Genomic DNA, 24,455 nt, shown 5'->3' with positions numbered 1-24,455 from the left:
TCTCCCCTAACTATTTATATAATTTTCTAAATGTTATATCATTATTATAGAAAGCAACTGCCCTTTACTTAAGTGGCAGTTTAAGAATTTTTTATAAGGTCAGCTTTAAAGGAGAGTTTTATATGGATTTTACTATCCCATTGCAATTACAAAGTAACACACCTATTTACTTGCAAATTTACGAATATATAAAAGCTGAAATTATACAAGGGCGTATTTCTGTTGGCACACGTCTACCCTCACACAGAAATTTAGCATCACAACTTAATATTAGCCGCATTACTGTTGAATCAGCTTATCAACAATTGTTAGCTGAAGGTTATGTAGAAAGTAAACCGAAACGTGGTATTTTTGTAGCAAATTTCGATATTGACGTTATCCCAAATAAAAAACGAAATGCAGCAATGAAGACGAGCAATTTAATAGACGAAAAATTCGAATATGATTGTAGCCAAGGGCTTATTGATCAAACTGCTTTTCCGATTACAAATTGGAAACGAGCATTACAAGAATCCATACTTAAATACGAAAATGCACTATTTTCCAAAGAAGATCCTCAAGGTGAATTCGCTCTTCGAGAGCATATATCAACATATTTATATCACTCTCGCGGTGTACATTCTTCACCTGATCAAATTATTATTGGTGCCGGAACGCAGCCACTTCTCTGGCTACTACTTCAACTGCTTGGCCCTACAAAAGAATACGGCATTGAAAACCCTGGATTTCACCGTATACACGCAATCATTAAAAGCTGTGATAGACAAATTCATCCCATACCATTGGATGAAAAAGGGATTGATATTTCTAGCTTATACAATACAAATTCCAATGTCGCATACGTTACACCATCACACCAATTTCCACTCGGGATTATTATGCCTTTATCTAGAAGATTAGAATTGTTAAAGTGGGCTAATGATTGCAATGGATATATTATTGAAGATGACTATGACGGAGAGTTTCGCTACGCTGGTAAGCCGATTCCTTCTTTACAAAGTCTTGATTCAAATGAACGCGTTATTTATATGGGGACTTTCTCAAAATCTTTTTTACCTTCTTTACGAATGGGATATGTTGTTTTACCACCACATCTTTTAAAAACATATCAAGAACTGCATGGAATTTTTAAACAAACAGTCGCTACAATACAACAACTTGCTTTTGCTAACTTTATACAAAGCGGGAATTGGGAACGTCATCTTAACCGGAGTCGTACACTATATAAAAGAAAACATCATGCGTTAGTAAAATCCATTATGAAAGAAATGGGGGCTAATGTTCAAATTCTTGGCGAACAGTCTGGACTTCATATTGTTTTATGTGTCCATAACAGTATGAATGAAAACGAACTGATTGAATCCGCTAAAAAACAAAGCGTTAAATTATACCCGCTTTCTCCATATGATTTCATGAATGATTTACGTAAGGAATCATACGTATTACTCGGATTTGGTAGCATTCCAGAAAATAAAATTGAAACGTTGACTATATTATTGAAAAACGCTTGGTTCCCTAGTTGCAAGGAAATTTGTTAACAGTGGGTTTAACTTGTAACATACTAACAATTCAACAAAATAAAAAAGAAGGCTGTTCCAAAATAACTTTTTGGACAGCCTTCTTCTAGTTATTCACCCGACCTAGCTTTCCTTCCCGGACGTTTCACACCAGTCGTTTCTGTTGAATAGGAAGCTTCAATTATAGCGGTTGGATCTACAGAGAGAACGAGATCTTTCATTTTCGGATAAATGAATCGGTTTGTAATACAATAAATGATTCTCTTATGCTCCCCTAAAAAACCACCTTCTCCATGTAGATACGTAACAGATAGTTGCAATTCTTTCATAAGTAAATCGCCTATTTCTTTATTCTTACCAGAAATAATCATAACGCTCTTACCTTGATTAATACCATCTAATATAAAATCAATCATCTTCGTAACAATATAGAAAATTGCTAATGAGAACATCGCTTGTTCGATTGAAAATAAAATGGCAACAAAGATGAAAATAACTGCATTTACTGCAAGTAAAAATGTACTAATCGGCACATTAAAGTGTTTGTTCATCCAAACTGCTAACATTTCCGAACCGTCAATTGCTCCACCCATTTTAACAACAATCCCAACACCAATTCCGAACAGCACTCCACCATAAAGTACAATTAATAACTCAGAAGTCGTAATTGCTGGAAATGGTTTTAAATAAATTAATCCGAGTGTTGTAACTACATTCGCATAAGATGTACGGATAAAAAATTTCTTTCCCATTACTTTTGCAGTAAATAATAAAATTGGGATATTAATTCCTAAGAAAACGCCATAAAGTGGCAATCCTGCGACTTTATTTGCCATAATAGCAATAGCCGTTACCCCGCCATCTACTAATCCATTAGGTGCTAAAATAAGCTCTAATGAACCTGCTACTATAATTGAGCCAATTGTTAATAATACGTATTCAAATACTTTCTTCATTCATTACCCCCAAAACTTATATATTTTCTTAGTATTATTTTAACGTAATTTTACTACTAATTCAAAGGTATCGATTTATATACACAAAAGTTTCACCTTTATCGCTATTTTTATGTAACACATGTAACGCGTAATACTAGAAACACACTTACAAATTAAAAGTAAGTGTGTTTTTAACATCTATTTAATCTTTACGTACGGCTTCATTTTTAATTCAAGTATTTCCTCAACTGCCCTTTGATATCCACCAGCATTTCTAAGCGACTCTCCCACTTTACGACTATTTCCCTTAAACGTCACATCATCCATTACTTTCTTTACAGTCTCACGTAACAATTCAGAAGTTAACTCGTTACGATTAAGTCTTATGCCTGCCCCTACTTCAGTCAATCGTTTTGCAACGAATGGCTGATCTCCTGTTACCGGAATTACAACTAATGGAACACCGTAATATAACGCTTCACTCGAACTATTCATACCACCATGTGTCACGAATACATCAGCATGCTGTAAAACTTCTAATTGCGGGACATAATTATACAACTTAAAGTTTTTCGGGATATTTTCAAATTGACTTATATTTATCTTCTTACCAACGACTAATACGACTGTCGCATCTACATCTTTAAACGCTTCAAAACATTTTTCATACAAAGCAGGTTGTTCATTAAAAACTGTTCCCATAGAAATGAAAATTACTTTTTCATTTTTTAAATCTTCAGTAGGAAAACTCCCCACTTCTTTTCGAGTAGTAATTGATGGACCGACAAATTTATACGATTCATCAAATACATCTGAACGCGGCTGATATTCTTTTGAAGTATATACAATCGTAATATCACCAGGATGGTTCATAATATCATACATACTATTACATTTCATTCCATACTGCTTATTCCATCTTTCCATTCCCGCTAAACAAGATTGATATAATGGATTCATTTCATCTACTTGTCTCGATTCCTGCCCATCATGAAAATTAATGTACTGATTAACAGCAAACGTTGTACAAGATGAAACGCTTGGTAATTGTAAAATATTCGCTATAATACGTCCTACTGGAAAATGATTATCATATATTAAATAATCGTATTTTTCCTCTTTTGTTTCTTCTACAATTTGAGTAACAATACGCTCTGATGCTTCAATCATATGAGATAGCATCGTCAAAGGGCTCCCGCCTTCATTTACTCGTTCCATAATATTAATTTGAGAGAGAAAATTCTCAAACACTCGGAATTCCGCACCTGTTGCTTCAATCTTCTTTCTATAATCTTCAATACAATACGAAACAACTGTTTCTCCTCGCTGGATTAACTCACTTACAATAGCTAAAGTCGGATTAATATGACCTTCCCCAGGGAAATTTATTACGAGTACATTTGCCATAATATTCTCTCCTATCCAGTTAATATAATAAAGTTAACAATTAATTACATTAATTAATTTAAGTCTATTATAAATGAATGCATTCTACTTCTTCATGCTTTTCTCTTCATTTTATTATTGAGAAATATTTTCTATAGTCTACATTATTGTGATTCACAATTTTATAAAGTAAAACTTTAATCAATAGGGGTTTTGTTCATCCCTCACTGATTATCAGCCCTCACCAATCGAGATTTTACGGACATCCCGCTCCCCCTAACTTCTTTGCTTTCACTGAATTTTGAGGTGGGGGTCTTACTGCACAGCGAATAGCGCGATAAATGAATGCTTAATTCTACTTTTACTCTTCATAGCTTTAAAGATACAAGCTTTACATTCAAATATTATCACTCTTATTTTTTGACAATTCATACAAAAATGGAGAAATATAATATTTTTAATGAGTTTTGACTATAAATATAACTATGATTTCAATCCTTTTATCTTTATCCCCATAACACATCATCTGTTATATAATAAATTTATAGAATTTACAGAAAAAGGAGTCTTTTCATGTTACAACAACTATTCAATTCCCTTATTCTATCCGTTCAAGCCTTGCACCCAGGTTATGAAGATCATGCAAGCGATGTTTTTCTCGTCCGAACAGAAGATAAAGAAGTTATCGTTCGTGCTTCTAAAATGTATGAAGAACCAAATAATGATTTTTGGTGGGGATGTAAAAATCTATTTGGAATTGATCCGAGGAATGTACATCATTTAGAAACGGTACATACATTGCTACAAGAACATACGAATCTTCCTATCCCAACAATATTAGAAAAACATATTTTAAATGACCGAGAATTCGTTGTTGCCGAAAAATTAGTAGGTAACACAGTTCAATCTTTTATCGAGCAACCAGATTCTATTTTATTCAGCCTAGGAAAAGGACTTGCAGAAATACATAAGTTTAAAGCCGATTTCATAGGAAATCCGTCAGGCACGTTCCAAATTCCACTAGATGAATTCCAATCACATATTTTAAACGTGAGTAAAGAGCTTATGAATATGTTTTATTCCGATGATGAAAGCATACAAAATGCATTTCCTACCTTTGAATCACAGCTTTCTTCCCTGTCCGTACCAAAAGAAGCTACACTCGTCTTACTTGATATGGACCCTACCCAATTTTTATATGACGGTACAACTATTACGGGTTTAGTAGATACTGAAGCTTACGCGGTTGCCCCGCGAGAGTTTGATTTTATCGGACTAGAATATGTACTTACCGAAAAAGAAGCACATGCCTTTAAAAGTGGTTACGAAACAATTATGCCTATTCCTCATCTTGAAGAATGTAGACAACCATATCGTTATTTATACCGACTGTTATCTGTGCAAGGTAGTGTGGAATTAAAGGAATGGTTAAGTCACCCATCCTATTTTTAAATACAAATGAGAGGGAGTATACAATGGATATTCAGAAAAAGCGTTCTGTAACAGAAAGTGAAATACAGCAAATGAAGGATTTAGCTTATATTTGCGGACAACAAGACAACCTTGATTACTCCTCAGATTTACATATCAACTTTTTAAAAAATCGAAATGAAGATTATATAAACGATTTTCTTCTTTATAACGGCACTCAATTAATTGGCGCTTTAAATATGTATGATTTCGAAAGACCAACAAAGCTTGAACTAATAGGCTTTGTACATCCTCATTTTAGAAAACAACGTTTCGGAACTATCCTTTTACAAACTGCAATGAAAGAAATACAAAATAGAGAGACAGATGAAGCTCTTCTTATTATTAATGGGGATTCTATTTCTGGGAATGAATTTGTAAAACATATGAAGTTACCATATTTATATAGTGAATATAGTATGGAGTTCAAAACAAACGAAATTCAAAAAACAACAGATAATAATATACAGCTTACTCTTGCAACTTCAGAATCACTTCTTGATCTTATTGAAATTTCTAGTAAAGCTTTTGGTGATTCAGTAGAAAATACGGCTACATGGTTACAAAAAATGATGACTTCACCTTCTCATAAAGTTTACAGTGCTCTTATTAACGAAAAAGCTATTGGAACAATTACAGTTACTGAGCAAGATCATTCTACTATATTATCAGGATTCGCTGTCCACCCTTCCTATCAAGGTAAAGGATATGGAAAAGATATTCTTAGTTATATGGTACATACCCTTATTACAGAAGGAGCTTCAACAATTGAATTAGACGTCGAAACGAAAAATAACCATGCTTTAAAACTATATACACAATGTGGTTTTAAAATTAAAACGAAGCATGACTATTATAATTTAATGAATAGCACTGAGAATATTTATGTCTAAAAAACTTATTTATTCTGATTATGATATTTTCGCATCTATTTATAATAAACATTGGGGACATTTTGCCGAACACTCCTATCTTGCTTTTGAAAAACTCGTTTTACAATATGCACAACCACGTTCTCATATTTTAGACCTTTGTTGTGGGACTGGTCATCTTACTAGGAAACTACTTGATAATAATTTTGTAGTAACTGGTATAGATGGTTCTACTCAAATGATTGAGTATGCACGTAAAAATGCGCCAGATGCAACCTTTATCGTCGATGACGCTCGCTATTTCAATATAAATGAGCAATTCCACTACGTCATCTCTGCCAGTGATAGTTTAAACCATATTATGAATTTAGATGAACTAAAAAGTGTGTTTCACAACGTTTACTCCGTATTACATAACGAGGGTATATTCGCATTTGATATGAATATGGAAAAAGGATTTCTTGAAAACTGGAGTGCTTCGTTTCATATTTCAGAGAAAGAATATGTTTGTACGATTGATTCTACATATAATAATGAAAATAAAAAAGCAGAAATGAACTTTATACTATTTCAACATGACATAGATAATAATTGGACAAGAAGTGACTTTTCTTTTGAAGAAGCTTGTTATTCCAATGAAGAAATAATTTCTTCATTGGAATCCATAGGTTTTAAGAACATTCAATTCCACGGTACAAATAGAGCATTTTTCACTTGCCAAAAATAAAAAAACTGAATCAAAATGATTCAGTTTTTTCTTAATATATTTACAACTGCAGTTGTTTCGTCATTTTCTTTATAGACACGCGGAATTCTTCTATCTAGCATACATGTAACTTCATAGTTTATTGTACTTAACATATCCGCTATTTCTTCTACTGCGATATTTTCTTCACCTTGTTTACCGTAGAATACTACTTCATCTCCTACTTGTACTGGCATCGCTTTTGAAACATCCAACATTAACTGATCCATACAAACACGGCCAATTACAGGTACTCGAACCCCGTTAATTAACGCATAGCCTTTATTAGATAATTGACGATTATAACCATCAGCATAACCAATTGGTACAGTCGCAATCCATTCTTCACCAGTTGTTACATACGTATTCCCATAACTTACACCACGATTTTTCTTCGCATGTTTAATATGAGCTACTTTTGACTTTAACGACAACGCAGGCTGTAAAGAAACGACTGAATGATCCACTTCTTTTGATGGATACATACCGTACACTCCTATACCAACGCGTACCATATTTTGAAATGTGTTACTTAATTCCATTGATCCTGCACTATTTGAACTATGAATATATGGTATTTGAATTCCTAATTCTTTCGCTGTATTAACAGCTTTTTCAAATAAACTTGTTTGCATATTCGTATATGATTTATCGATTTCATCTGCCGTAGAGTAATGCGTAAATATCCCTACTACTTCTATATACTCCATACGGTTTAATTCTTCTAAAAATGGTTTAACTTCTTCTTCTTGTAAACCGATACGACTCATTCCTGTATCAATTTTCACTTGAATTTGTACTTTCTTTTGAAGACGGTTTGCAATTTCATTTATACCATGTAAATCTTCTACTCTATAAACAGTCATCATAACGTCATATTGAATTACATCTTCTACAGCCGCTACTGGTGTGTATCCTAAAATTAAAATCGGCACAGTAATTCCTGCTTCTCTTAATTCTATTGCTTCATCTACAAATGCAACTGCAAGTTGATTTATTCCAGCTTCAATTGCAGCTTTGGCAACTTCAACTGCCCCATGGCCATACCCATTCGCTTTTACAGCAGCCATCATCTTAATTTCTTCATCATTTACATGTTTTTTAAATTCTTTTACATTATGTTTTACAGCATTTAAGTCAATTTCTACAATTGTATCTCTTCCATATTTCAAACTCATTGGTCTAACTCCTAACTCAATAATTGCATTCCATTCTATTTCACGTTTCATATGACCTTTTACAATATAATACTTTTCATTATGCTAGTCAAACTACTAGAATTTTCGGAATTTTGAGTATGATATAATATCCTCAATAAACTATTATATACGGAGACGAGGAGAATTACAATGTTTGTTCAATCTGCATTACATCAACTAAAAGTTGCTATTGATACTTCTATTTATATGCTTAACCAATATAGTGAAAACGATTTAAAAATACAACCGATTCACTCAAAACGATCATTATTTGAAATGTGTATACATCTTTCTCTTATTTGTCATGCTGATTTGCTCATTTTAAATGGTATTCCAGAAAAAGAATTACATACCTTTTATATAGAACATACGCCCGTAACAGTTGCTCACATGCAACAAACGATGATTGAAGGATACAACCTTCTCTCTAAAACATTTCTTTCCTACTCCCAAATAGAATTAGCAGAAGTTATGACTGCCTATTGGGGTATTTCTTATTCGCGCTTTGAATGGTTACTTGAAATCGTTGCACACTTTTATCATCATCGTGGACAAATTCATCTTTTATTATGTGAGCATATGAAAGATCCTCGCATTCCTTTATTTGAGTGATTTTCCACTCATTCATTAATTATAAATAGAGAAGCTACAAAACCAATAAAAAGTAGCATTCCTAATAAAATAAATGTTTGAGCATACCCTCCTATTTTCATAAGATAAATAGAAATGATAGGTCCTATACTAGTACCTAAAAATAAAATAAAAGTATAAATAGATACTGCTATTCCCCTCGCTTTCCCTCCTAATTGACCTACAAGAGAAACTAAAGACGGAACGGATATAGCAATACCTATTACAAAACAGACACTCATCATTACAAGTAGAGATAGATACGAAACAAAGCCCATTGAACTTAGACTGAAAATAGCGATCAACAATCCTCCCTGAAGAACTTTTCTTACTTCAAACCTCTTTGTTAAACGACCTGCAAGCGGTGACAGCAACATACCAAATAGCCCCGCTAAGCGAAAATAAAGAATTTGTTCTGCAGTTAAATTGTAAGTAGGAGAGCTCAAATAATTCCCTAAAACAGTATACATATTAACAAAAGCCATTAATAAAACAAATGCAATTATATAGCTTAATACTAAGCTTTTATTTGTAAAAACTTTACCCATCTGTTTAATTGGCCCCAAAATATCAGTATAGGATTGAGACGTCTCTCCTTTCGGAAGAGAATAATAAACCCATATAGCAGTACTTATATAGACAATGCTAAGAAGAAAGAAAACCATATGCCATCCAAAATGCTGACTAACAGCAGTACTTATTACCTGCCCTACAATTCCAGCTACTAAAAAACCAGTACTAACAAATCCTATTGTTGTAACCCTTCTTTCTACTGGGAACATTTCTACAACGTAGGCTAGCGCTACTGGAGAAAATGTAGCCGCTGCTATCCCTTGTATACCTCTAAAAATAACAAGCCAAAATAAACTATCTACAAACCCTAAGCAAAAAGAAACAATCGACAGTGCAAGCAATCCAATAAAAATCACTTTTTTTCGTCCATATTTATCAGAAATTGCCCCAAATAACAAACACCCTATAGCAAAGCCAACAGAAAATATACTTCCTGTAGCTGCCGATTGTGCTAATGACGTATTAAAAATGTTTGAAAATAGAGAGATTAAAGGTATTGTTACATATAGGCTAGACATAACTACCATACCCGACCAACATAATACTGCTGTCATTATTGTATAATTCTTTTCACTATTTACTTCCTTTCCTATTTCCATCATAAACTCTCTCCCTTATTACGATTTGTTTTTATTAGTTTAAACTCTCTAAATTACTAAAATAGCATTCCTTTAACTCTTATTTATTTTAATTACATAGCAAAAATTATCACCGTTCATAAAGTTAGTTAAGCATATAATAAGGTAAGCTAATTATATATCCAAATAAATAAGTTGATCTTCATAATCAACTTATTTACCTACCTTCTCCTAATTTCACCTGCATAGTTGTTTGCATTTTATTTAATAGCTTTTCTAAAACTTGACGCTCTTCTTGATTAAAGCCATCAACTAACGAAGCGCAAGATAACCAAAAAGTTGGTAAAGAATGTGTAACTAGTTCTTTTCCTTTCGGAGTAATTTTCACCTTTAATCTTCTTCGATCTTCAGAATGGTGGAATCTTACGATTAACTCTCGTTTCTCCATCCAATCTAATAAGCCAGTGACAGAAGCACGTGTAATCCCTAATCGACTCGCAATATCCGAAGGACTCATGTTCACCTCTTCCCCATTCGCTTCCATTTCACGCAAAATAAATAATAGTAAAAAATCTAATTTACTCTCTGAAATACCAAGCGGAGCTAAATCTACGTCAACCGCATCAAGAACATTATCAGACGTCCATAACATTAACAAACCAAGTTTTGCTGCGATTGGATCCGTTTCCGCTGATGCTGTCTTTTTGATTAACTCTGCGTACGGCTCAATCCCTAAAGGAAGAGAATCTTTTCTTGAATCCATTCATCTTCACTCTCCTTTCTCATTAAATAATTAGCTTACCTAATTACTTTCTCATTATACTCATATTTTTCCTTTTATTGCAAGCACATTGTTGAACAAAAAAATCCTATTATTAAAACAGGATTTTTCACACTGACTAGCTATTAGTTTTAAATAATGTGCAACTTCTTTAAGGCATAAGAAATTCCGCCTTCACTCGCCTTCGTTGTAACGAGATCAGCCCTTCTCTTCAGCTCCTCTCCACCATTTCCCATCGCAACTCCTAATCCTACATACTGCAACATCTCAATATCATTTCCACCATCACCAAAAGCAATGGCTTCTGATTTACTAATATTTAAATGTTCCAATACTTTTTGAATTGCAGTTAGCTTCGATACTTTACTATCTTCCAATACATTCATAACGTAACCATGAAAACGGTCAAACGTAAGTGCTGGATACCTTTCAATGAATTTTTGAGCTTCTGTTTCATCAGCATACAGACATATGCAATACTTCTCATCTGACAAGTTTCTAACTTTGTCAGGATACCGCTCTAAATTTAAAGTTTCATTTAACGCTTGTATGACACGTTCATCTTTGGAGGCAATATTATTCATTGCAAATTCTTCTGTAAAATAAGAAACACTGTGACCATGTAATTCAGCAAAATTTGAAATATCATGAACGATTCCGCTTGAAAGTACTGATTTATGTATAACTTCTTCCCTACATTTTATATGTGCACCATTTGCTGAAATAAACGTATTTATGCCTAGTTCCTTAAATTGTGAGCATAAACTATATGGTCTTCCAGTTGTAACAACTACGTGAATCCCCTTATCTATTAATCTTTGTACCGCTTCTTTTGTACTTTCGTGCATACTTCTATCAATCTCGCTTAAAAGCGTACCGTCAACATCAAAAAATGCAACTTTGTACATAAGTCTTTACATCCCGTCCAAATGATTCGTATCATTAATGAAATGTACCGTTTTTTGTTCACCCTCAATTTCAATTAAACTTATTCCCGTATCTCCCATTTTGAAATAGTAGTCCATTGAAATTGGCATATTGAAAAATGCACGTAATAGACTATTAATTACGCCTCCATGGGCAACAATCGCAATTCGATTATATGTATTCTCTGTCACAATTTTAGAAAAAATCCCTTCTATTCTCATTCGAAACTCAATAAATGACTCTCCGTTTTCAAAACGGTCATGAAGAAATTTTGGCTCTGGATATTTCTTTGCTTCTTCAAATGATAAGCCAGCTTGTATTCCATTATTAAACTCCATTAATTCCTCTTCTAATTGAATTGGACAACCAATTGCTTCTGCTAATGTTTCACCCGTTTCACGAGCGCGTTTTAATGTACTTGCCCAAATGAAATCTGGTGAAAAATCTTTTTTCACTTTCTGTACAAGTCTTTGTACTTGTTGTCTCCCTTTGTCAGTCAACTCAAAATCAGCACGGCCTTCATGTACATGTAAAATATCAGCTTCTGATTCTCCGTGGCGTATTAGTAGTATTTGCATGTTTCTCTCTCCCTTTATTTAACATTCATAAAATTCCATTATATCACATTTTAAGATTTCAAAATAAAAAAGGAACGGTCTCCCGTCCCTCATCCATTCACTTTTTCCGCATCATTCCAATAATATTTACTAAACGCTTCTGTTAACACATCAATTGTGTTATATAATTCATCTAACGTATTATCAACACCACCAACTTCAATTAACATCGCATTTTTCGATAAATCTTGGTTATAAACGCCATTTCCATCTTTTTTATACTTTGGAAAAATCCCTCTACTTAAACCGTAATAGTTTTCATCTAAATAACTATTGATGGCTCTTGCAATTTTTTCATTTTCAGCACGGCCTTCATTTTCCATCCCAATAATAAAATATAATCTTGCATACGATTTCCCGTTAATTACTTTTGTTGTTACCTTCTTACGCTGATCATCACGATGTATATCAATCGGAAACGCAATTTTATTATTTTGTGCTAATGCTCCTTTTACATATTCATGAGATGCTTTATATGACTGATACCATACCCACTTTTTACTCGCTAATAAATCACCCATATTCGTTTTATCGTGAATTACTGGAATTCCTTGCCCCTCAAGTTGTTCCTTCATACGTTTTCCTAGTAAGGACACATTTACATCTGGGCTAGATGGATCAGTTGCCCCTGGTAATAATGGAAAGAAGGATTCCCAGCTATGTGTATGATAAATATATACTGCACTTTCACCTTTTTTCGCTCCGTTCTTTTTCTGAACCGGATTATTCTTTTCCGCTTCTGTAACTTTATCTTTTGCTACTTCCCGTTCTTTCGTTACTTCTTCAATCGGTACACTAGATTCATTTGGGATATTCGTCAAGTTTGTCCCTTCCCCAGCTACGATAATATTAGAATAATACTTTGACATACCAGGTACTTCTTTACCGACGAATGTTCTTAAATCTTTAATTTTCAAATCTGTCGCAATAGAGAACATTAAATTCCCAACTGACTCTCTTTTATTCTGCTTAAAATAATCAAATCCGTAATAGCGATTCTCACTTTCTATCATTTGAACAAAACCTTGCATCGATACTTTTCCAAACCATTGATTTGCATAATTCGATTTCATTGTATGTAAAAGTGACGTCAAAATCGACGCTATTATAATTACTATTAGCGCATATAAAAGGAGTAACGAAATTAGTTTCTTCCCATGTATTCGAGTTGCATACTTTTTCACTGCATCACCTTCTTTATACATGGATATGTACAAGCTTTTCGGAATATACGCACAAAAAAGAGAAATGGTATCCCATTTCTCTTCCTCACTTTTATTGTTCTTTTTCTGTATCATTTGAAGGTAGTTTCTTCGCTTGTTTTTCTTTAAATATTTCTCCAATTGCCCCAAGAGTACCAAGTGTTTCAATTGCATTAGACGGAATAAAGACTTTATTTGCTGGTCCTTTTGCAACTTCAGCTAATGATTCGAATGATTTGTAAGCAAGTATGCGCTCATCCAAATTCGCTTCACGAAGCAATTCAATACGGTTTTGTTCTGCTTTTGCGATTTCTTCAATTGCTCGAGCTTCCCCTTGTGCCTCTAATTCTTTTGCTTCTCTTATACCTTCGGCTTCGCGAATACGCGCTTCTTTATCCCCTTCAGCCATCAAGATTTTACTTTGCTTTTCCCCTTCAGCACGAAGAACTTTATCTTGTTTTGCTGCTTCAGCTTCTAAAATAATTGCACGTTTATTACGCTCAGCCTTCATTTGTTTTTCCATTGATGCTTGCACATCTTTTGGCGGGTTAATATCAACAACTTCGACACGTTCAATACGTACGCCCCATTTTTCTGTTGCTTCATCAAGCGCTAAGCGGATTTCTGTTGAAATTTTTTCACGACCAGATAACGTTTCATCCAGTTCCATTTTACCGATGATTTGACGCATCGTTGCTGAAGTAATATTACGCACACCATATTCATAGTTTGAAATACCATATGTCGCAAGTTCTGGTTCAACAATTTGATAGAAAATAATTGTATCTATTTCTACTTGAACATTATCTTTCGTAATTACCTTTTGCGGTGGTACATTCGTTTGTTGAATACGTAAATCGTGATATACACGAACGCGATCCACAATCGGGATTAAAATATTTAATCCTGGGTGCATTATACGTTGAAACTTACCAAATCTTTCAACAACCCCAACTTTTTGCTGAGGAATAATTTTAATTGTTAATGCGATAAATGTAACTACAATTAGCGCGAATATAATCGTTAACGTTAATGCTACCATATTTATTCACTCTCCTTTTTCACTTGTAATATAGTACTATGCCTCTTTATAACAACGACTCTTTCTCCAGCATCAATTGAAGAATCTGCAATAGCTGTCCAAGTATCTCCATCCACCTTCACAATACCATTCGCTTCATTTGTAATCGCTTGCATAACAATCCCTTTTTTACCAACAAGCATATCTACTGTATCAGTAAAACCTTTTGCTTCTCGAAAGTTTTTTGAAATTCTTTTCGTAAAGAATGTCAAAGTTAAACTTACAATTGCCCCAACAGTAACTTGTAACAGTAGTGCATCAGGAGCAAACAAAGCAATAAGACCTCCGACAACAGCTCCAATTCCAAGCCAAAGCATGTAAAATGTAATCGACAACATTTCTGCAATAAATAAAATACCAGCTATTATAAACCAAATTACCCAAGCAGCCATATGCAACCCTCACTTTCTTTCTCATTTTCTATATGTATATGAAGAAAAGAATGGTTTATCCGCCCTTTCTTACACTTGGGCGTTTGCTACAAGCTATTGTACATATTCACTGTTACAATGATTATTAATATAATACTATATCAATATATTCTTCATTATACATGAAAATTCCTTTCAAAAAGTGACAAAAAATTAAATTCTTTTAAAATTTTAATTTTTAAATTACAATTATTCTAATTACTAAATACTATTTTTTTATAGAGGTGGTATTCTTATTGAAAAACCTGTCACTAACCTACTATTTAGGTTGCAAAATATGCATTACTCTCGCTGACATCGTATATGTAATGATTATTACAACTCATATTTATATAGCAACTAAATCAGCTACTATTACTGCTCTTTTTCCATTATTACAAGTTATCACAAATCTAATTGCTAACATCTCTGCACCGCTTATGATAAATCGTTTTCCACCTTATACGTTGTTATATACGCTACAATGGCTAAAAACAGTCTTTTTACTATTATTAATGATTTTGTTCCCGGTCTTATCCACAAACATTATAGCTCTATTAACTTTTATTTTTTTCATTTCATTATGTAGTGGGTGGAGTGCTCCATTATTATACGGCATTCTTCCGCGCCTTACACCGAAAGAAAAATTAGTAAAAGTAAATAGTATCTTTTCCTTTTCAACACAAATTGTGCAAACCGTTGCTTATTCATTTACGAGTGTTATCGTTCTTCTCATTGGCGCTACTTCTACACTCATGATTAATAACATTTTGATGATTTTCGGATGCATTGCATTACATTTTTCATTACGTACCATACATACTGAACGAATAGCAGATCCCCCCTCTTCCAAAAGTACTATTTTATTGGAAGGTTGGAAACTCTTATTTCAAAATCCTTCTCTCCGTACCGTTACATATATGGACTTAATTGAAACTTTCGCAGGGACAATATGGATTGGTGCTATTACGATGGCATATGTTACGACTATCCTTCATAAAGGCGAGGAATGGTGGGGATATATTAATACAAGTTATTATGTTGGCACGTTAATCGGTGGTCTATTGGCATGGAAAATGAGTTCCTATATTCAAAACAATTTAATACGCTCCATGTCGATAGGCTCTCTTATGTTTAGCATTCTTACATTTTTATATGGTATGACGAGCAGCGGATTTATTGCGCTTTTCCTATGTGTTCTAATGGGACCATGTTATCAAATTAGAGATATTTCTCAAACGACAGTTTTACAATCAAGTGTCGCCCCTTCTTTATTATCAAAAATGTATACAGCACATGGTGCCCTTCTTTCAACAGCTTCTGGTCTTTCTATGCTTAGCGTTGGCATTATTACTGATATGTTCGGTGTTCGTACAATTTATATCATCGCTTCTATTCTTATTTTATGTTCCGCTTGTTTATCTTTTAGTTTATTAAAATATCATAAAACAGAGCAGAACGATATTTCACTTTAATCACTAAAACAAAAAGGACAGGCATTCCCTGTCCTTTTTGTTTATTCTATTCATGACAAGTTTGGGATTTTTCTATGTTTTGTCGCCTGTTCAAAAGCGTAAGCTAGCTTAATTAATATCCCTTCACTAAAGGCAGTACTTGTAATCGTAATTCCAAAAGGTCTCCCGCTTTCCATATACCCAGCTGGTATTGCTATAGACGGATAACCCGCTTTCGCACATATAGTAGAACCTATATAGGAAGGAAACAGTATCGCATCAAGATTATATTTTTCCAATGCAAAATCAATGCCTTGTTCTTGAGAAAAATATATATCTTCTAATCTCGCATTTAAATATTCTGGATTTCGTAACGTATTAGGAAAATCTTTTCTTCCCTCTAACTTAGTTTGTCCATATTTTAAAGCTCTTTCTGCCATGTTTTTATTAAACTCCATTAACTCCGAAATAGAATGTACCGGAATAATAGAACGTAATTTAGAAAGATAGTTATCTAAACTATGCTTCAGTTCATAAAGCGGAACTCCCCAACTCCATTCTCTATGAAAAGAAGGAATATCAATATTTTCTACTACTGTCGCTCCTTCATTACGTAATACTTGGATCGTTTCTTTAAATAATTTTTCATCGTACTCACCATTTTCGTAATAATCTTTTGGTGCATCGTTAAACACACCAATTTTCGCTCCATTTAAACCATTAGCAGCCAGGTAAGATGTATAATCCTGATATGCCCTACCTTCACTTTTATGAGTTGCTACATCTTTCTCATCCACTCCAGTTAAGCTCCCTAGTAAAATAGTGGCATCTGTTACTGTTCTAGCAAATGGTCCAGCTGTATCTTGCGAATAAGTGAATGGAATAATTCCTCTACGACTAATTAAACCGACAGTCGGTTTAATGCCAACTACAGAGTTTTGAACAGCCGGACTCAAAATAGAAGCGTCTGTTTCTGTCCCAATAGATACTACTGTAAAGTTAGCAGCAACTGCTATCGCAGAGCCTGTGCTTGAGCCACCAACAAACATGTCATCCTTACCTGTTCCGTATGGATTGATTGTTTGACCACCTCTTGCACTATATCCAGCCCACATTTCAAAAGACATTGCATTTGCTAATTCTGTCATATTTGTTTTTCCTATTATTACTGCTCCGGCTTCTCGTAATTTTGTAACGAGAAATGCATCTTCACTACTTATATTTTGTTCTAGAGCAATCGTACCTGCACTTGTATGCATGGAGTCATTCGTTTCAATATTGTCTTTAAGCAAAACAGGTATACCATGTAATGGACCCCTTATACCTTTTGTCTTTCTTTCATAATCTAACGCTTCTGCAATAAAAATAGCATCTGGATTGATTTCTAAAATAGAATTAATTTCCGGTCCGTCTTGGTCATACTTTGCGATTCTATGAAGATAATACATCACTAATTCCTTTGAAGTTAACTGCCCAGATTCCATTTCGGTTTGTATATCATGAATTGTTAATTCTTTTTTTAATACTGGATTAAACTGAATCTCCATTTATATTCTCCCTTATAGCAACTTTTTTGCGTATACCCCTTACTTTTTCATCTTTTCACCCCCAACTATTCCAAACTAATATTCCTTTAAAGAAATTCAATTTATCTATTCAAAAAGCCTTTAATTTCCCGAAAAATAAAAAGAGTCTGAAACGAGTGAACTTTCGCTTCAGACTCTTTTATTACTTTACATATATCTCATCTAATAAGTGTAAAAACTCTCCTTGTTTCCCTGCTAATTCAGGGCATTTTGCAATATTAACCCATTCGTAGCTAAACGCTAAACCTTGATCTTTCTCACCAGCACTTACTATATGCTCCCATGTATCTTTTACATCAGTTAGTAAAGTTACATGAAAAAAGTGACGTTTTTCATATTCCTGTTTTTCCTTCACATGTATAATGTAATCTGCTAGGAAACGCTCTATGCATAAATGGCGCAATCCGGATTCTTCCTGTACTTCACGCAATATAGCAGCTTCTAGCGTTTCACCTTCATCAACCGTTCCCCCTGGCACTTGAATACCAGCTTCATGTATATCACGATGTTTAAAAACAAGTAATTGCATAACCCCCTCTTTTTCTCTTGTAATATATGCATATACTTTTTTCTTATATAACATCGTCATTGTACGTCTCTCCCCTCAATTGTTCAATCTGTTACTTCTTCAAGCGTCAGTTGATTATCATACAAATATGTAGCTTGTGGATTTCCCACATACCTTACGTGCCACGGTTCATACCGATAGCCCGTAATCGTTTCTTTCGCTTTTGTGTATCGAATCACAAAACCAAATTTATGGGCATTTTCAGAAAGCCACTGACCTTCTTTCATCTCCCCAAAAACCGTCTCTAACTGAAATTTAGCAGATTGAGACGTAATATCCATAGCTAGTCCAGTTTGATGCTCACTTGTGCCAGGAACCGCACTAGACATTGCTGTTTTTGCTTCCCCGTCTTGTTTTTTATACATCGTATTTAATGCTTTTTGTCGATCAAAAGATCTAAATCCAGAAACTGCAAAAAGGAAAATACGCTCGTTGTCAGCCTGCTGAAACATATCCTCAAGCGCCCTCGCTGCCTCTTTTCTCATCTTTTTCTTTTCTTGATCACCTTCACTAGAGTAGCGCACTTTCGGAATAACTAAATCTGGCGGTCTATACCCATCTGGTAAACGCCTACTTTTATTCACAAGTACAAGCATTGAATTCGGATTATTAATTACCGCAATATCCCCATCCATATTAGCAATCGTTTCTTTCGCTTTCGGAAATATGTTATTTACACTTACTTCTCGCGCCTGCTTATCCTTATACATTTTATAATTAATTCCTGCTACTCCAACAATAAGTATCACCGCTACGATACCAAGTAGTGCCCATCTTTTTTTCATATAACGACCTCTTATTTTAATAATTTGGCCATTTCATACTCATCGATGCCCTTTCCATCGATAATAAGAGCAGCTTTTTTGACACCTTCTTTCTCAAATCCAGCTTTTTTATATAGTGCCTGAGCTCTTGTATTGTGGGCCATTACTGTTAATTCTAAACGCCATACATCATGTAATTTTGCCCACTTCTCAACCTCTTTAAACAATCTCGTCCCAATACCTCGCCCGTTATACTCTTGCAAAATACCAATTACAATGGTTGCCACATGCCTCTTTCTTTGAATGTTATTTCCATTCACTAATATAAAACCTACTATCCTCTCATCTTCAACTGCTACAAATATTGTTGCATATTCATTTTCTATAAATCGCTGGATCATTTTTTCTTGTTGCTCAGCTGTAGTTTTCCTTTCTCCTGGTTCATATAACATAAACTTCGTTTCTTCATCTAATTGCTTACTTAATTGCAAAAATGATGCTGCATCTTCTACTTTGATCTCCCTAATCACCTAAATCACCCTATCAATTTCATATTATAAAAATTTTCCTTGTAAAAAGATTTTCTCTGCCATTTCAAAAATCCCTTTCTAATTCTCCTATTATAATTAGACAAATTTCGATATTGCTATAATAATTATTAATCATGTCCATTTTGTGACATCTTGCTATCCACATTTCAAACCAACACAAAAAACGTAAGTATTACACTTACGCTTTTCCAAGATTGAAGTGAGCTAATAATTATCGATAGATACCCTGGCTAATTCAAGTTTCACTTTATCCATTCACTTTTTCTGCCTGCCAAAAATATTCACCAAATGCTTTAGCAAGTGCATCAATTGATCGATTTAGTTCTTCCTCTGTATTATCTACACCGCCAGCTTCAATTAATATCGCTTGTCCTGATAAATCTTGATTATATATTCCATTTCCTGTTTGGAACCCTTTTTGAATGACACCACGACTTACTCCTGGATATTTCTTATTAATCGCCTCATGTAAGGCGGTTGCTAATTGTAAGTTTTTTTCATAGTTTTTGTTGCCTTTCCCTACTACAAATGCAAGCTTCGCATATGATTTATCTCCAATTGTTTTTGTCGTGACATTCTTCCGAGCACTATCACGATGCAAATCAAAAAAGTATTGAAGATCTTTATTGCCAGCCATAGCTTGCTGCACAATTTCTCGAGACATCTTATACGAACTATTACTGTTTAAACCTTTACTTATTAACTTTTGACCAACATCACTCTTATCGTTAGTAGCTCCAATTCCTTCACCTTCTAGTTGTTCACGGAAACGATCTCCTAATATAGAAATATTCGATACAGAACTTGTTGCTTTATTCGGATCTGGGTCATTCGTTAAGTTAAGTAAAGGTAAATAAGATTCCCAGCTATGTGTATGATAAATAAACGCAACTTGTCTTTTCCCGGTCGTTTGGGACGGCTGTTTTTTCTCTTTATTCGTATCTTGTTTAGGTGCTTGTCCAGTTCCACTAGTCCGTTCTTTCACTACTTCTTCAAGAGGTACACTCGATTCTATCGGTAAGTTAGAATAGTTTGTCCCCTCACCCGCAATAACAATTTCTGTATCGTACTTACCAAACCCGGGAAGCTCTTTCCCGACAAAACTGCGTACATCATTAAAGCGAATATTTGTAGCCATAGAAAAGAGAAAAGAAGAAATTGAAAAATCTTGATTCAAATTTCGATACTCCTGTGTAAAATAATGATTCTCTTTTCCAAGTACGTACATGTAACCATTCATCGATAACTCATTTAACCAATTATATAAATACGTTGACTTCGTCTCTTTCATAGAGGTTACCATCATACTAATAAGAAAAAAAGTCGCTAGCACTGTAGTAATAACAAATAAAACTAACTTACGCATACTTGTAAACTTCATAAAAAAAAAGCCCCGATTCATACTATCACCTCTCTATTTCAAGTTATGTACAAGCCCTAGAGAATAGACCGTTAAAATTTCGGCTATATTGTTAATGAGGTGAAATGAATTGAAGCTATTAATAGGAATATTACCAATCGCTCTATCATTCATTTTTTATTTGTCCGCTAAGCATCCAAAAGTCTCTATTGTGCTACATATTTCTGCGTACTTGGCACTGTATGTACTCGGTACAATTATTTCCATTAATATATACGATGTTTTAATACAAGATTTAGTTTTCATGACGAGCATTCATGGGATTTTACTGAATCCACTTTTCCTTATTGCAGGAGCGTATATAGGAACATACACGTTGTACCTACTTATGTCTCACATTATTATAAAAATAAAAAATGGAGCGTAATGAAATGCAACCACCATTTATCTGTCATACATGCAAAAAAAGAATTGTGAGAAAGAAAGATCTTATTACCGCCACATGGTACTTCCGCTTTTATTTATTTCACAGTGATTGTTTTAAACGACAGCAAGTGTTCATCTCACGATTTATCCCTGTGAATACACTTTTCAATTTCTTTCTTATTATGTATGGACTTATTTTTGGCAGCATTCTTATGATTACAGAACCATCTATTATTTGGCTGATTTTCTTATTTCCCATTTTTTATCGGTTTCTTTCTTATTATTATATTGAACGTTTTTTCTCTACATATCGTGCAGACTGACCTCTCGGAATACTTAAACATTCCCACTCATTTTCTTTTAACATCTTCCCAATGTAAATAATCTGACCAATATGCAATGCATAATGAGAAATTTGCCTTTCAATTGATTGCATGACAGTATGTGCTTCACCGCGAATGTATACCGTCTTCATTAAGTGCTCCGGCGCTAAAGTATTCATCGTATTAAAAACACATTTCCATCCTTCTTGCCAAGCTATAAGGGCTTCTTCTTTTGAATGATAGCATCCCTCAAATTCACCATCTCGATTACGATCGGTTTTTTCACCATCAGACGTTAAAAAATCCGTCCATCTAGAACGCATATTACCGTGCAGATGCTTTATAATAATCGCTATACTATTTGTTTCTTCATGAGAAGACCATTGTATTTGTTCATATGATAATTGAGAAAGTGCCCGTTCCCCTTGCTTCTTTGTTGCTTTAAAGTTCGAAATCGCACATTGTAAATATTCTCGTCCGATATCCATATTAGCCCCTACCTTCACCCTAGCTAATTTTTGTTCCATTTGGCAATTCCATATCAGGCTGAAGTAACACAACATCACCAGCTTCAGGAACGCCGCCAAGCACAAGCACTTCTGATTTGAATCCAGCTACACGCTTCGGTGGAAAGTTTACAACAGCAACAATTTGTTGACCGACTATATCTTCTAGACTATACCTTTTCGTAATTTGAGCACTTGACTGCTTTATTCCAATTTCCCCAAAATCAATTGCTAGTTTAATCGCTGGAACTCTCGCTTCTTTAAATTCCTCTGCATGTATTACAGTTCCAATTCGCAAATCCAAGTTTAAAAAATCTTCAAAATTAGCCATTTTATCATTCCTCCCAATTATTACTTAGACAAAATACAAAAATCCCCTTCAAAAAAAGAAAGGCGCCTAAGCACCTTTCTTTTGTAATTCACTTGATTCATTTGATTTATAGAAGAAGAAACCGAGAATCCCACCAATACATGATGGAATTAACCATCCAATTCCTTCGTTATATAACGGTAACATTTGTAGTACATTAGAAATCGCGTCAATTTTAATTTTCGCACTTTCTAAACCGTTAAAGAAACTAATTAACAATGCACCTAAAATAGCTCCAATATAAATTGTATTACGCTTCCCAATCCACTTATGGAAATACGAAAGTACAATTAATACAATTGCAACTGGATAAATGATCATTAACACAGGTAATGTTACTGCGATTAATTGTGTTAAACCTAGGTTAGATACAATTAAACTAAATACACATACCATTGTTACAATCGTTTTATGCGAAAGTTTTGGGAATAAGTTTGTAAAGAAACCCGCACACGCAGATGTTAACCCAACAGAAGTGGTTAAACAAGCGAGTATAATAACAAGCCCTAATAAAATTTTACCACTCGTCCCATATAGCTCATTTACAACATTCGTTAAAATAAGACCACCGTTTTCTGAGACACCAAGTGATGTACTTGTTGAACCAAGATAAGCAAGTGATAAATAGATTAACGTTAAACCAAGTACAGCAATAATACCTGATACTACTGTTATTTTTGCAATTTGGCTACTCTCTTTTATCCCTTTAGAGCGAATAACTTGTACAACGACAATTCCAAATACGAGAGCACTAATTGCATCCATCGTTAAATACCCTTGAATAAATCCACCAAAGAAAGCATTCTCTTGGTAAGCAGCTAACGGCGCAGCCGGCTCTCCAATTGGATCAATAATTGCCTTTCCGACAATAACAGCAACAATTAATACTAATAATGGAGTAAGAAACTTCCCAAACCAATCCACTAATTTAGATGGATTTAATGATAAATACCACGTTATTCCGAAGAAAACTATCGTGAAAAGAAATAGCATGTACCACTCTGAAACCATTGCGTCTGATAAAAACGGCTTCATACCCATTTCAAACGAAACAGCTCCAGTACGCGGAATCGCGAAAAATGGTCCAATTGCTAAATAACTAATCAATGGGAAAATAAACGCAAATATAGGGTGGACTCTAGAAGATAGCGCTTTCAAGTCCCCCTCTACAAACGCGACAGCTGTTACAGCTAGTAGGGGTAATCCGACTCCCGTTACAAGGAATCCTATTGTAGCAATCCAAACATTCTCTCCTGCTTGTTGACCTAAAACTGGCGGGAAAATTAAATTTCCTGCTCCTAAAAATAATGCAAATAGCATTAAACCAATTGCTACCGTATCACCTGGCCTTAAACGTCCCTTCATGCTCTTCATTTGCATAGCACTTTTTCATTGTTTATCTCTATATTTTACAATATGCTATGCATCCTCCTCTCTGCTCAAGATGATAAAATATGCCCCTTACAAAGCAGTGTCTTTCTCCATAATTTCTCCATTCCCCTTATTTTTACTCTAATCATTAATACAATTGTTATTTTTGAATTTTGAGTTTTTTGAATTTTTAAATCATTAGAGTGTTATTACGTGGAGTATAGTTGTCAGACCTCTTTGTTTTTATCAC

26 protein-coding genes are annotated in these 24,455 nt (G+C 34.2%); 8 read left to right on the top strand and 18 right to left on the bottom strand.

The features are described from left to right. Nucleotides 1-122: 122 nt before the first annotated feature. Nucleotides 123-1,538 carry a MocR-like pyridoxine biosynthesis transcription factor PdxR gene (pdxR, locus tag AC241_RS10505; RefSeq protein WP_016081923.1) on the top strand — a complete coding sequence of 472 codons (1,416 nt, stop codon included), beginning with the start codon at nt 123-125 and terminating at the stop codon, nt 1,536-1,538. A gap of 89 nt (nt 1,539-1,627) precedes the next feature. On the opposite strand, the gene AC241_RS10500 is transcribed toward pdxR, so the two are convergent. Together AC241_RS10500 and AC241_RS10495 are read right to left on the bottom strand one after the other, a co-directional pair. Beyond that, nucleotides 1,628-2,473, bottom strand: coding sequence for a YitT family protein (locus AC241_RS10500; RefSeq protein WP_000755126.1), 846 nt, complete (start codon nt 2,471-2,473; stop codon nt 1,628-1,630). Nucleotides 2,474-2,653: 180 nt separating this feature from the next. Further along, nucleotides 2,654-3,862 carry a macrolide family glycosyltransferase gene (locus AC241_RS10495; protein WP_048565044.1) on the bottom strand — a complete coding sequence of 403 codons (1,209 nt, stop codon included), beginning with the start codon at nt 3,860-3,862 and terminating at the stop codon, nt 2,654-2,656. A gap of 552 nt (nt 3,863-4,414) precedes the next feature. On the opposite strand from AC241_RS10495, the gene AC241_RS10490 reads away from it, so the two are divergent. Genes AC241_RS10490 through AC241_RS10480 form a run of 3 tightly spaced genes read left to right on the top strand, consistent with a single transcriptional unit; the run spans nt 4,415 to nt 6,910 of the window. Beyond that, nucleotides 4,415-5,293: a protein kinase family protein gene (locus AC241_RS10490; protein ID WP_050843353.1), complete on the top strand. Its 879-nt coding sequence runs from the start codon at nt 4,415-4,417 to the stop codon at nt 5,291-5,293. Nucleotides 5,294-5,316: 23 nt separating this feature from the next. Beyond that, entirely contained in the window at nt 5,317-6,204 is an 888-nt protein-coding gene (locus tag AC241_RS10485; RefSeq protein ID WP_016081927.1) for a GNAT family N-acetyltransferase, read from the top strand. Next, a complete protein-coding gene (locus AC241_RS10480; RefSeq protein WP_048565047.1) occupies nt 6,197-6,910 on the top strand; it encodes a class I SAM-dependent methyltransferase in 714 nt (237 codons plus the stop codon). Before AC241_RS10485 ends, AC241_RS10480 begins: the two co-directional genes overlap by 8 nt. 20 nt (nt 6,911-6,930) lie before the next feature. On the opposite strand, the gene alr is transcribed toward AC241_RS10480, so the two are convergent. After that, complete coding sequence (alr, locus tag AC241_RS10475; RefSeq protein WP_050844824.1) at nt 6,931-8,106, bottom strand: alanine racemase; 1,176 nt, start codon at nt 8,104-8,106, stop codon at nt 6,931-6,933. 171 nt (nt 8,107-8,277) lie between these two features. On the opposite strand from alr, the gene AC241_RS10470 reads away from it, so the two are divergent. Then, on the top strand, nt 8,278-8,739 hold the full coding sequence (locus tag AC241_RS10470; protein WP_050843351.1) for a DinB family protein: 462 nt from the start codon (nt 8,278-8,280) through the stop codon (nt 8,737-8,739). A gap of 8 nt (nt 8,740-8,747) precedes the next feature. Here AC241_RS10470 and AC241_RS10465 read toward each other — a convergent pair whose 3' ends face one another. From AC241_RS10465 to AC241_RS10435, 7 genes are all read right to left on the bottom strand, one after another. After that, entirely contained in the window at nt 8,748-9,929 is a 1,182-nt protein-coding gene (locus tag AC241_RS10465) for an MFS transporter (protein ID WP_023521758.1), read from the bottom strand. A gap of 196 nt (nt 9,930-10,125) precedes the next feature. Continuing rightward, nucleotides 10,126-10,671, bottom strand: a complete 546-nt coding sequence (locus tag AC241_RS10460) for a MarR family winged helix-turn-helix transcriptional regulator (RefSeq protein ID WP_000378333.1) — start codon at nt 10,669-10,671, stop codon at nt 10,126-10,128. Nucleotides 10,672-10,820: 149 nt separating this feature from the next. Further along, the gene (locus tag AC241_RS10455; RefSeq protein WP_050843349.1) at nt 10,821-11,597 is read right to left on the bottom strand and encodes a Cof-type HAD-IIB family hydrolase; all 777 of its coding nucleotides are present in this window, start codon (nt 11,595-11,597) and stop codon (nt 10,821-10,823) included. A gap of 6 nt (nt 11,598-11,603) precedes the next feature. Beyond that, a complete protein-coding gene (locus AC241_RS10450; RefSeq protein WP_016081933.1) occupies nt 11,604-12,194 on the bottom strand; it encodes a histidine phosphatase family protein in 591 nt (196 codons plus the stop codon). Between the two features lie 89 nt (nt 12,195-12,283). Then, nucleotides 12,284-13,531, bottom strand: coding sequence for a stage II sporulation protein P (gene spoIIP / locus AC241_RS10445; protein WP_016081934.1), 1,248 nt, complete (start codon nt 13,529-13,531; stop codon nt 12,284-12,286). Continuing rightward, nucleotides 13,509-14,477 (bottom strand): SPFH domain-containing protein, encoded by a 969-nt coding sequence (locus tag AC241_RS10440; protein WP_016081935.1) that lies wholly within the window; start codon nt 14,475-14,477, stop codon nt 13,509-13,511. Before AC241_RS10440 ends, spoIIP (AC241_RS10445) begins: the two co-directional genes overlap by 23 nt. 2 nt (nt 14,478-14,479) lie before the next feature. Beyond that, complete coding sequence (locus AC241_RS10435) at nt 14,480-14,908, bottom strand: NfeD family protein (protein WP_016081936.1); 429 nt, start codon at nt 14,906-14,908, stop codon at nt 14,480-14,482. Between the two features lie 275 nt (nt 14,909-15,183). Between AC241_RS10435 and AC241_RS10430 the strand changes: the two genes are divergently transcribed. Then, nucleotides 15,184-16,401 (top strand): MFS transporter, encoded by a 1,218-nt coding sequence (locus AC241_RS10430; RefSeq protein ID WP_048565049.1) that lies wholly within the window; start codon nt 15,184-15,186, stop codon nt 16,399-16,401. Between the two features lie 50 nt (nt 16,402-16,451). Here AC241_RS10430 and AC241_RS10425 read toward each other — a convergent pair whose 3' ends face one another. From AC241_RS10425 to spoIIP (AC241_RS10405), 5 genes are all read right to left on the bottom strand, one after another. Further along, nucleotides 16,452-17,927, bottom strand: a complete 1,476-nt coding sequence (locus AC241_RS10425; RefSeq protein ID WP_048565050.1) for an amidase family protein — start codon at nt 17,925-17,927, stop codon at nt 16,452-16,454. Between the two features lie 181 nt (nt 17,928-18,108). After that, nucleotides 18,109-18,555, bottom strand: coding sequence for an NUDIX hydrolase (locus AC241_RS10420; RefSeq protein ID WP_043935065.1), 447 nt, complete (start codon nt 18,553-18,555; stop codon nt 18,109-18,111). Between the two features lie 23 nt (nt 18,556-18,578). Further along, on the bottom strand, nt 18,579-19,319 hold the full coding sequence (locus tag AC241_RS10415) for a M15 family metallopeptidase (RefSeq protein WP_043935064.1): 741 nt from the start codon (nt 19,317-19,319) through the stop codon (nt 18,579-18,581). An 11-nt stretch (nt 19,320-19,330) separates the two neighbouring features. Beyond that, nucleotides 19,331-19,828: a GNAT family N-acetyltransferase gene (locus tag AC241_RS10410; RefSeq protein ID WP_016081941.1), complete on the bottom strand. Its 498-nt coding sequence runs from the start codon at nt 19,826-19,828 to the stop codon at nt 19,331-19,333. A gap of 268 nt (nt 19,829-20,096) precedes the next feature. Beyond that, nucleotides 20,097-21,251, bottom strand: coding sequence for a stage II sporulation protein P (spoIIP, locus tag AC241_RS10405; protein WP_016081942.1), 1,155 nt, complete (start codon nt 21,249-21,251; stop codon nt 20,097-20,099). 88 nt (nt 21,252-21,339) lie between these two features. Here spoIIP (AC241_RS10405) and AC241_RS10400 point away from each other — a divergent pair, with 88 nt between their 5' ends. Both AC241_RS10400 and AC241_RS10395 read left to right on the top strand, forming a co-directional pair. Then, nucleotides 21,340-21,636: a hypothetical protein gene (locus AC241_RS10400; protein WP_043935063.1), complete on the top strand. Its 297-nt coding sequence runs from the start codon at nt 21,340-21,342 to the stop codon at nt 21,634-21,636. 4 nt (nt 21,637-21,640) lie between these two features. Continuing rightward, complete coding sequence (locus tag AC241_RS10395; protein ID WP_048565052.1) at nt 21,641-21,958, top strand: hypothetical protein; 318 nt, start codon at nt 21,641-21,643, stop codon at nt 21,956-21,958. Here AC241_RS10395 and AC241_RS10390 read toward each other — a convergent pair. The 3 genes from AC241_RS10390 to brnQ4 all read right to left on the bottom strand — a co-directional run bounded on the left by AC241_RS10390 (nt 21,919) and on the right by brnQ4 (nt 24,199). After that, nucleotides 21,919-22,485, bottom strand: a complete 567-nt coding sequence (locus tag AC241_RS10390) for a DUF1572 domain-containing protein (RefSeq protein WP_043935062.1) — start codon at nt 22,483-22,485, stop codon at nt 21,919-21,921. The two genes, AC241_RS10395 and AC241_RS10390, sit on opposite strands and share 40 nt — an antisense overlap. Continuing rightward, the gene (csaA, locus tag AC241_RS10385) at nt 22,466-22,795 is read right to left on the bottom strand and encodes a chaperone CsaA (protein ID WP_043935061.1); all 330 of its coding nucleotides are present in this window, start codon (nt 22,793-22,795) and stop codon (nt 22,466-22,468) included. The genes AC241_RS10390 and csaA overlap by 20 nt, the downstream gene beginning before the upstream one ends. Before the next feature lie 66 nt (nt 22,796-22,861). Further along, on the bottom strand, nt 22,862-24,199 hold the full coding sequence (gene brnQ4 / locus AC241_RS10380) for a branched-chain amino acid transport system II carrier protein BrnQ4 (protein ID WP_413541760.1): 1,338 nt from the start codon (nt 24,197-24,199) through the stop codon (nt 22,862-22,864). Nucleotides 24,200-24,455 lie beyond the last annotated feature (256 nt).

Origin of the sequence: Bacillus thuringiensis (genome assembly GCF_001182785.1) — a bacterium.
GTDB classification, from domain to species: Bacteria; Bacillota; Bacilli; order Bacillales; family Bacillaceae_G; genus Bacillus_A; species Bacillus_A thuringiensis_S.
The sequence above is the reverse complement of the archived record's forward strand: the minus strand, read 5'-3'. Positions and strand labels throughout refer to the sequence as shown.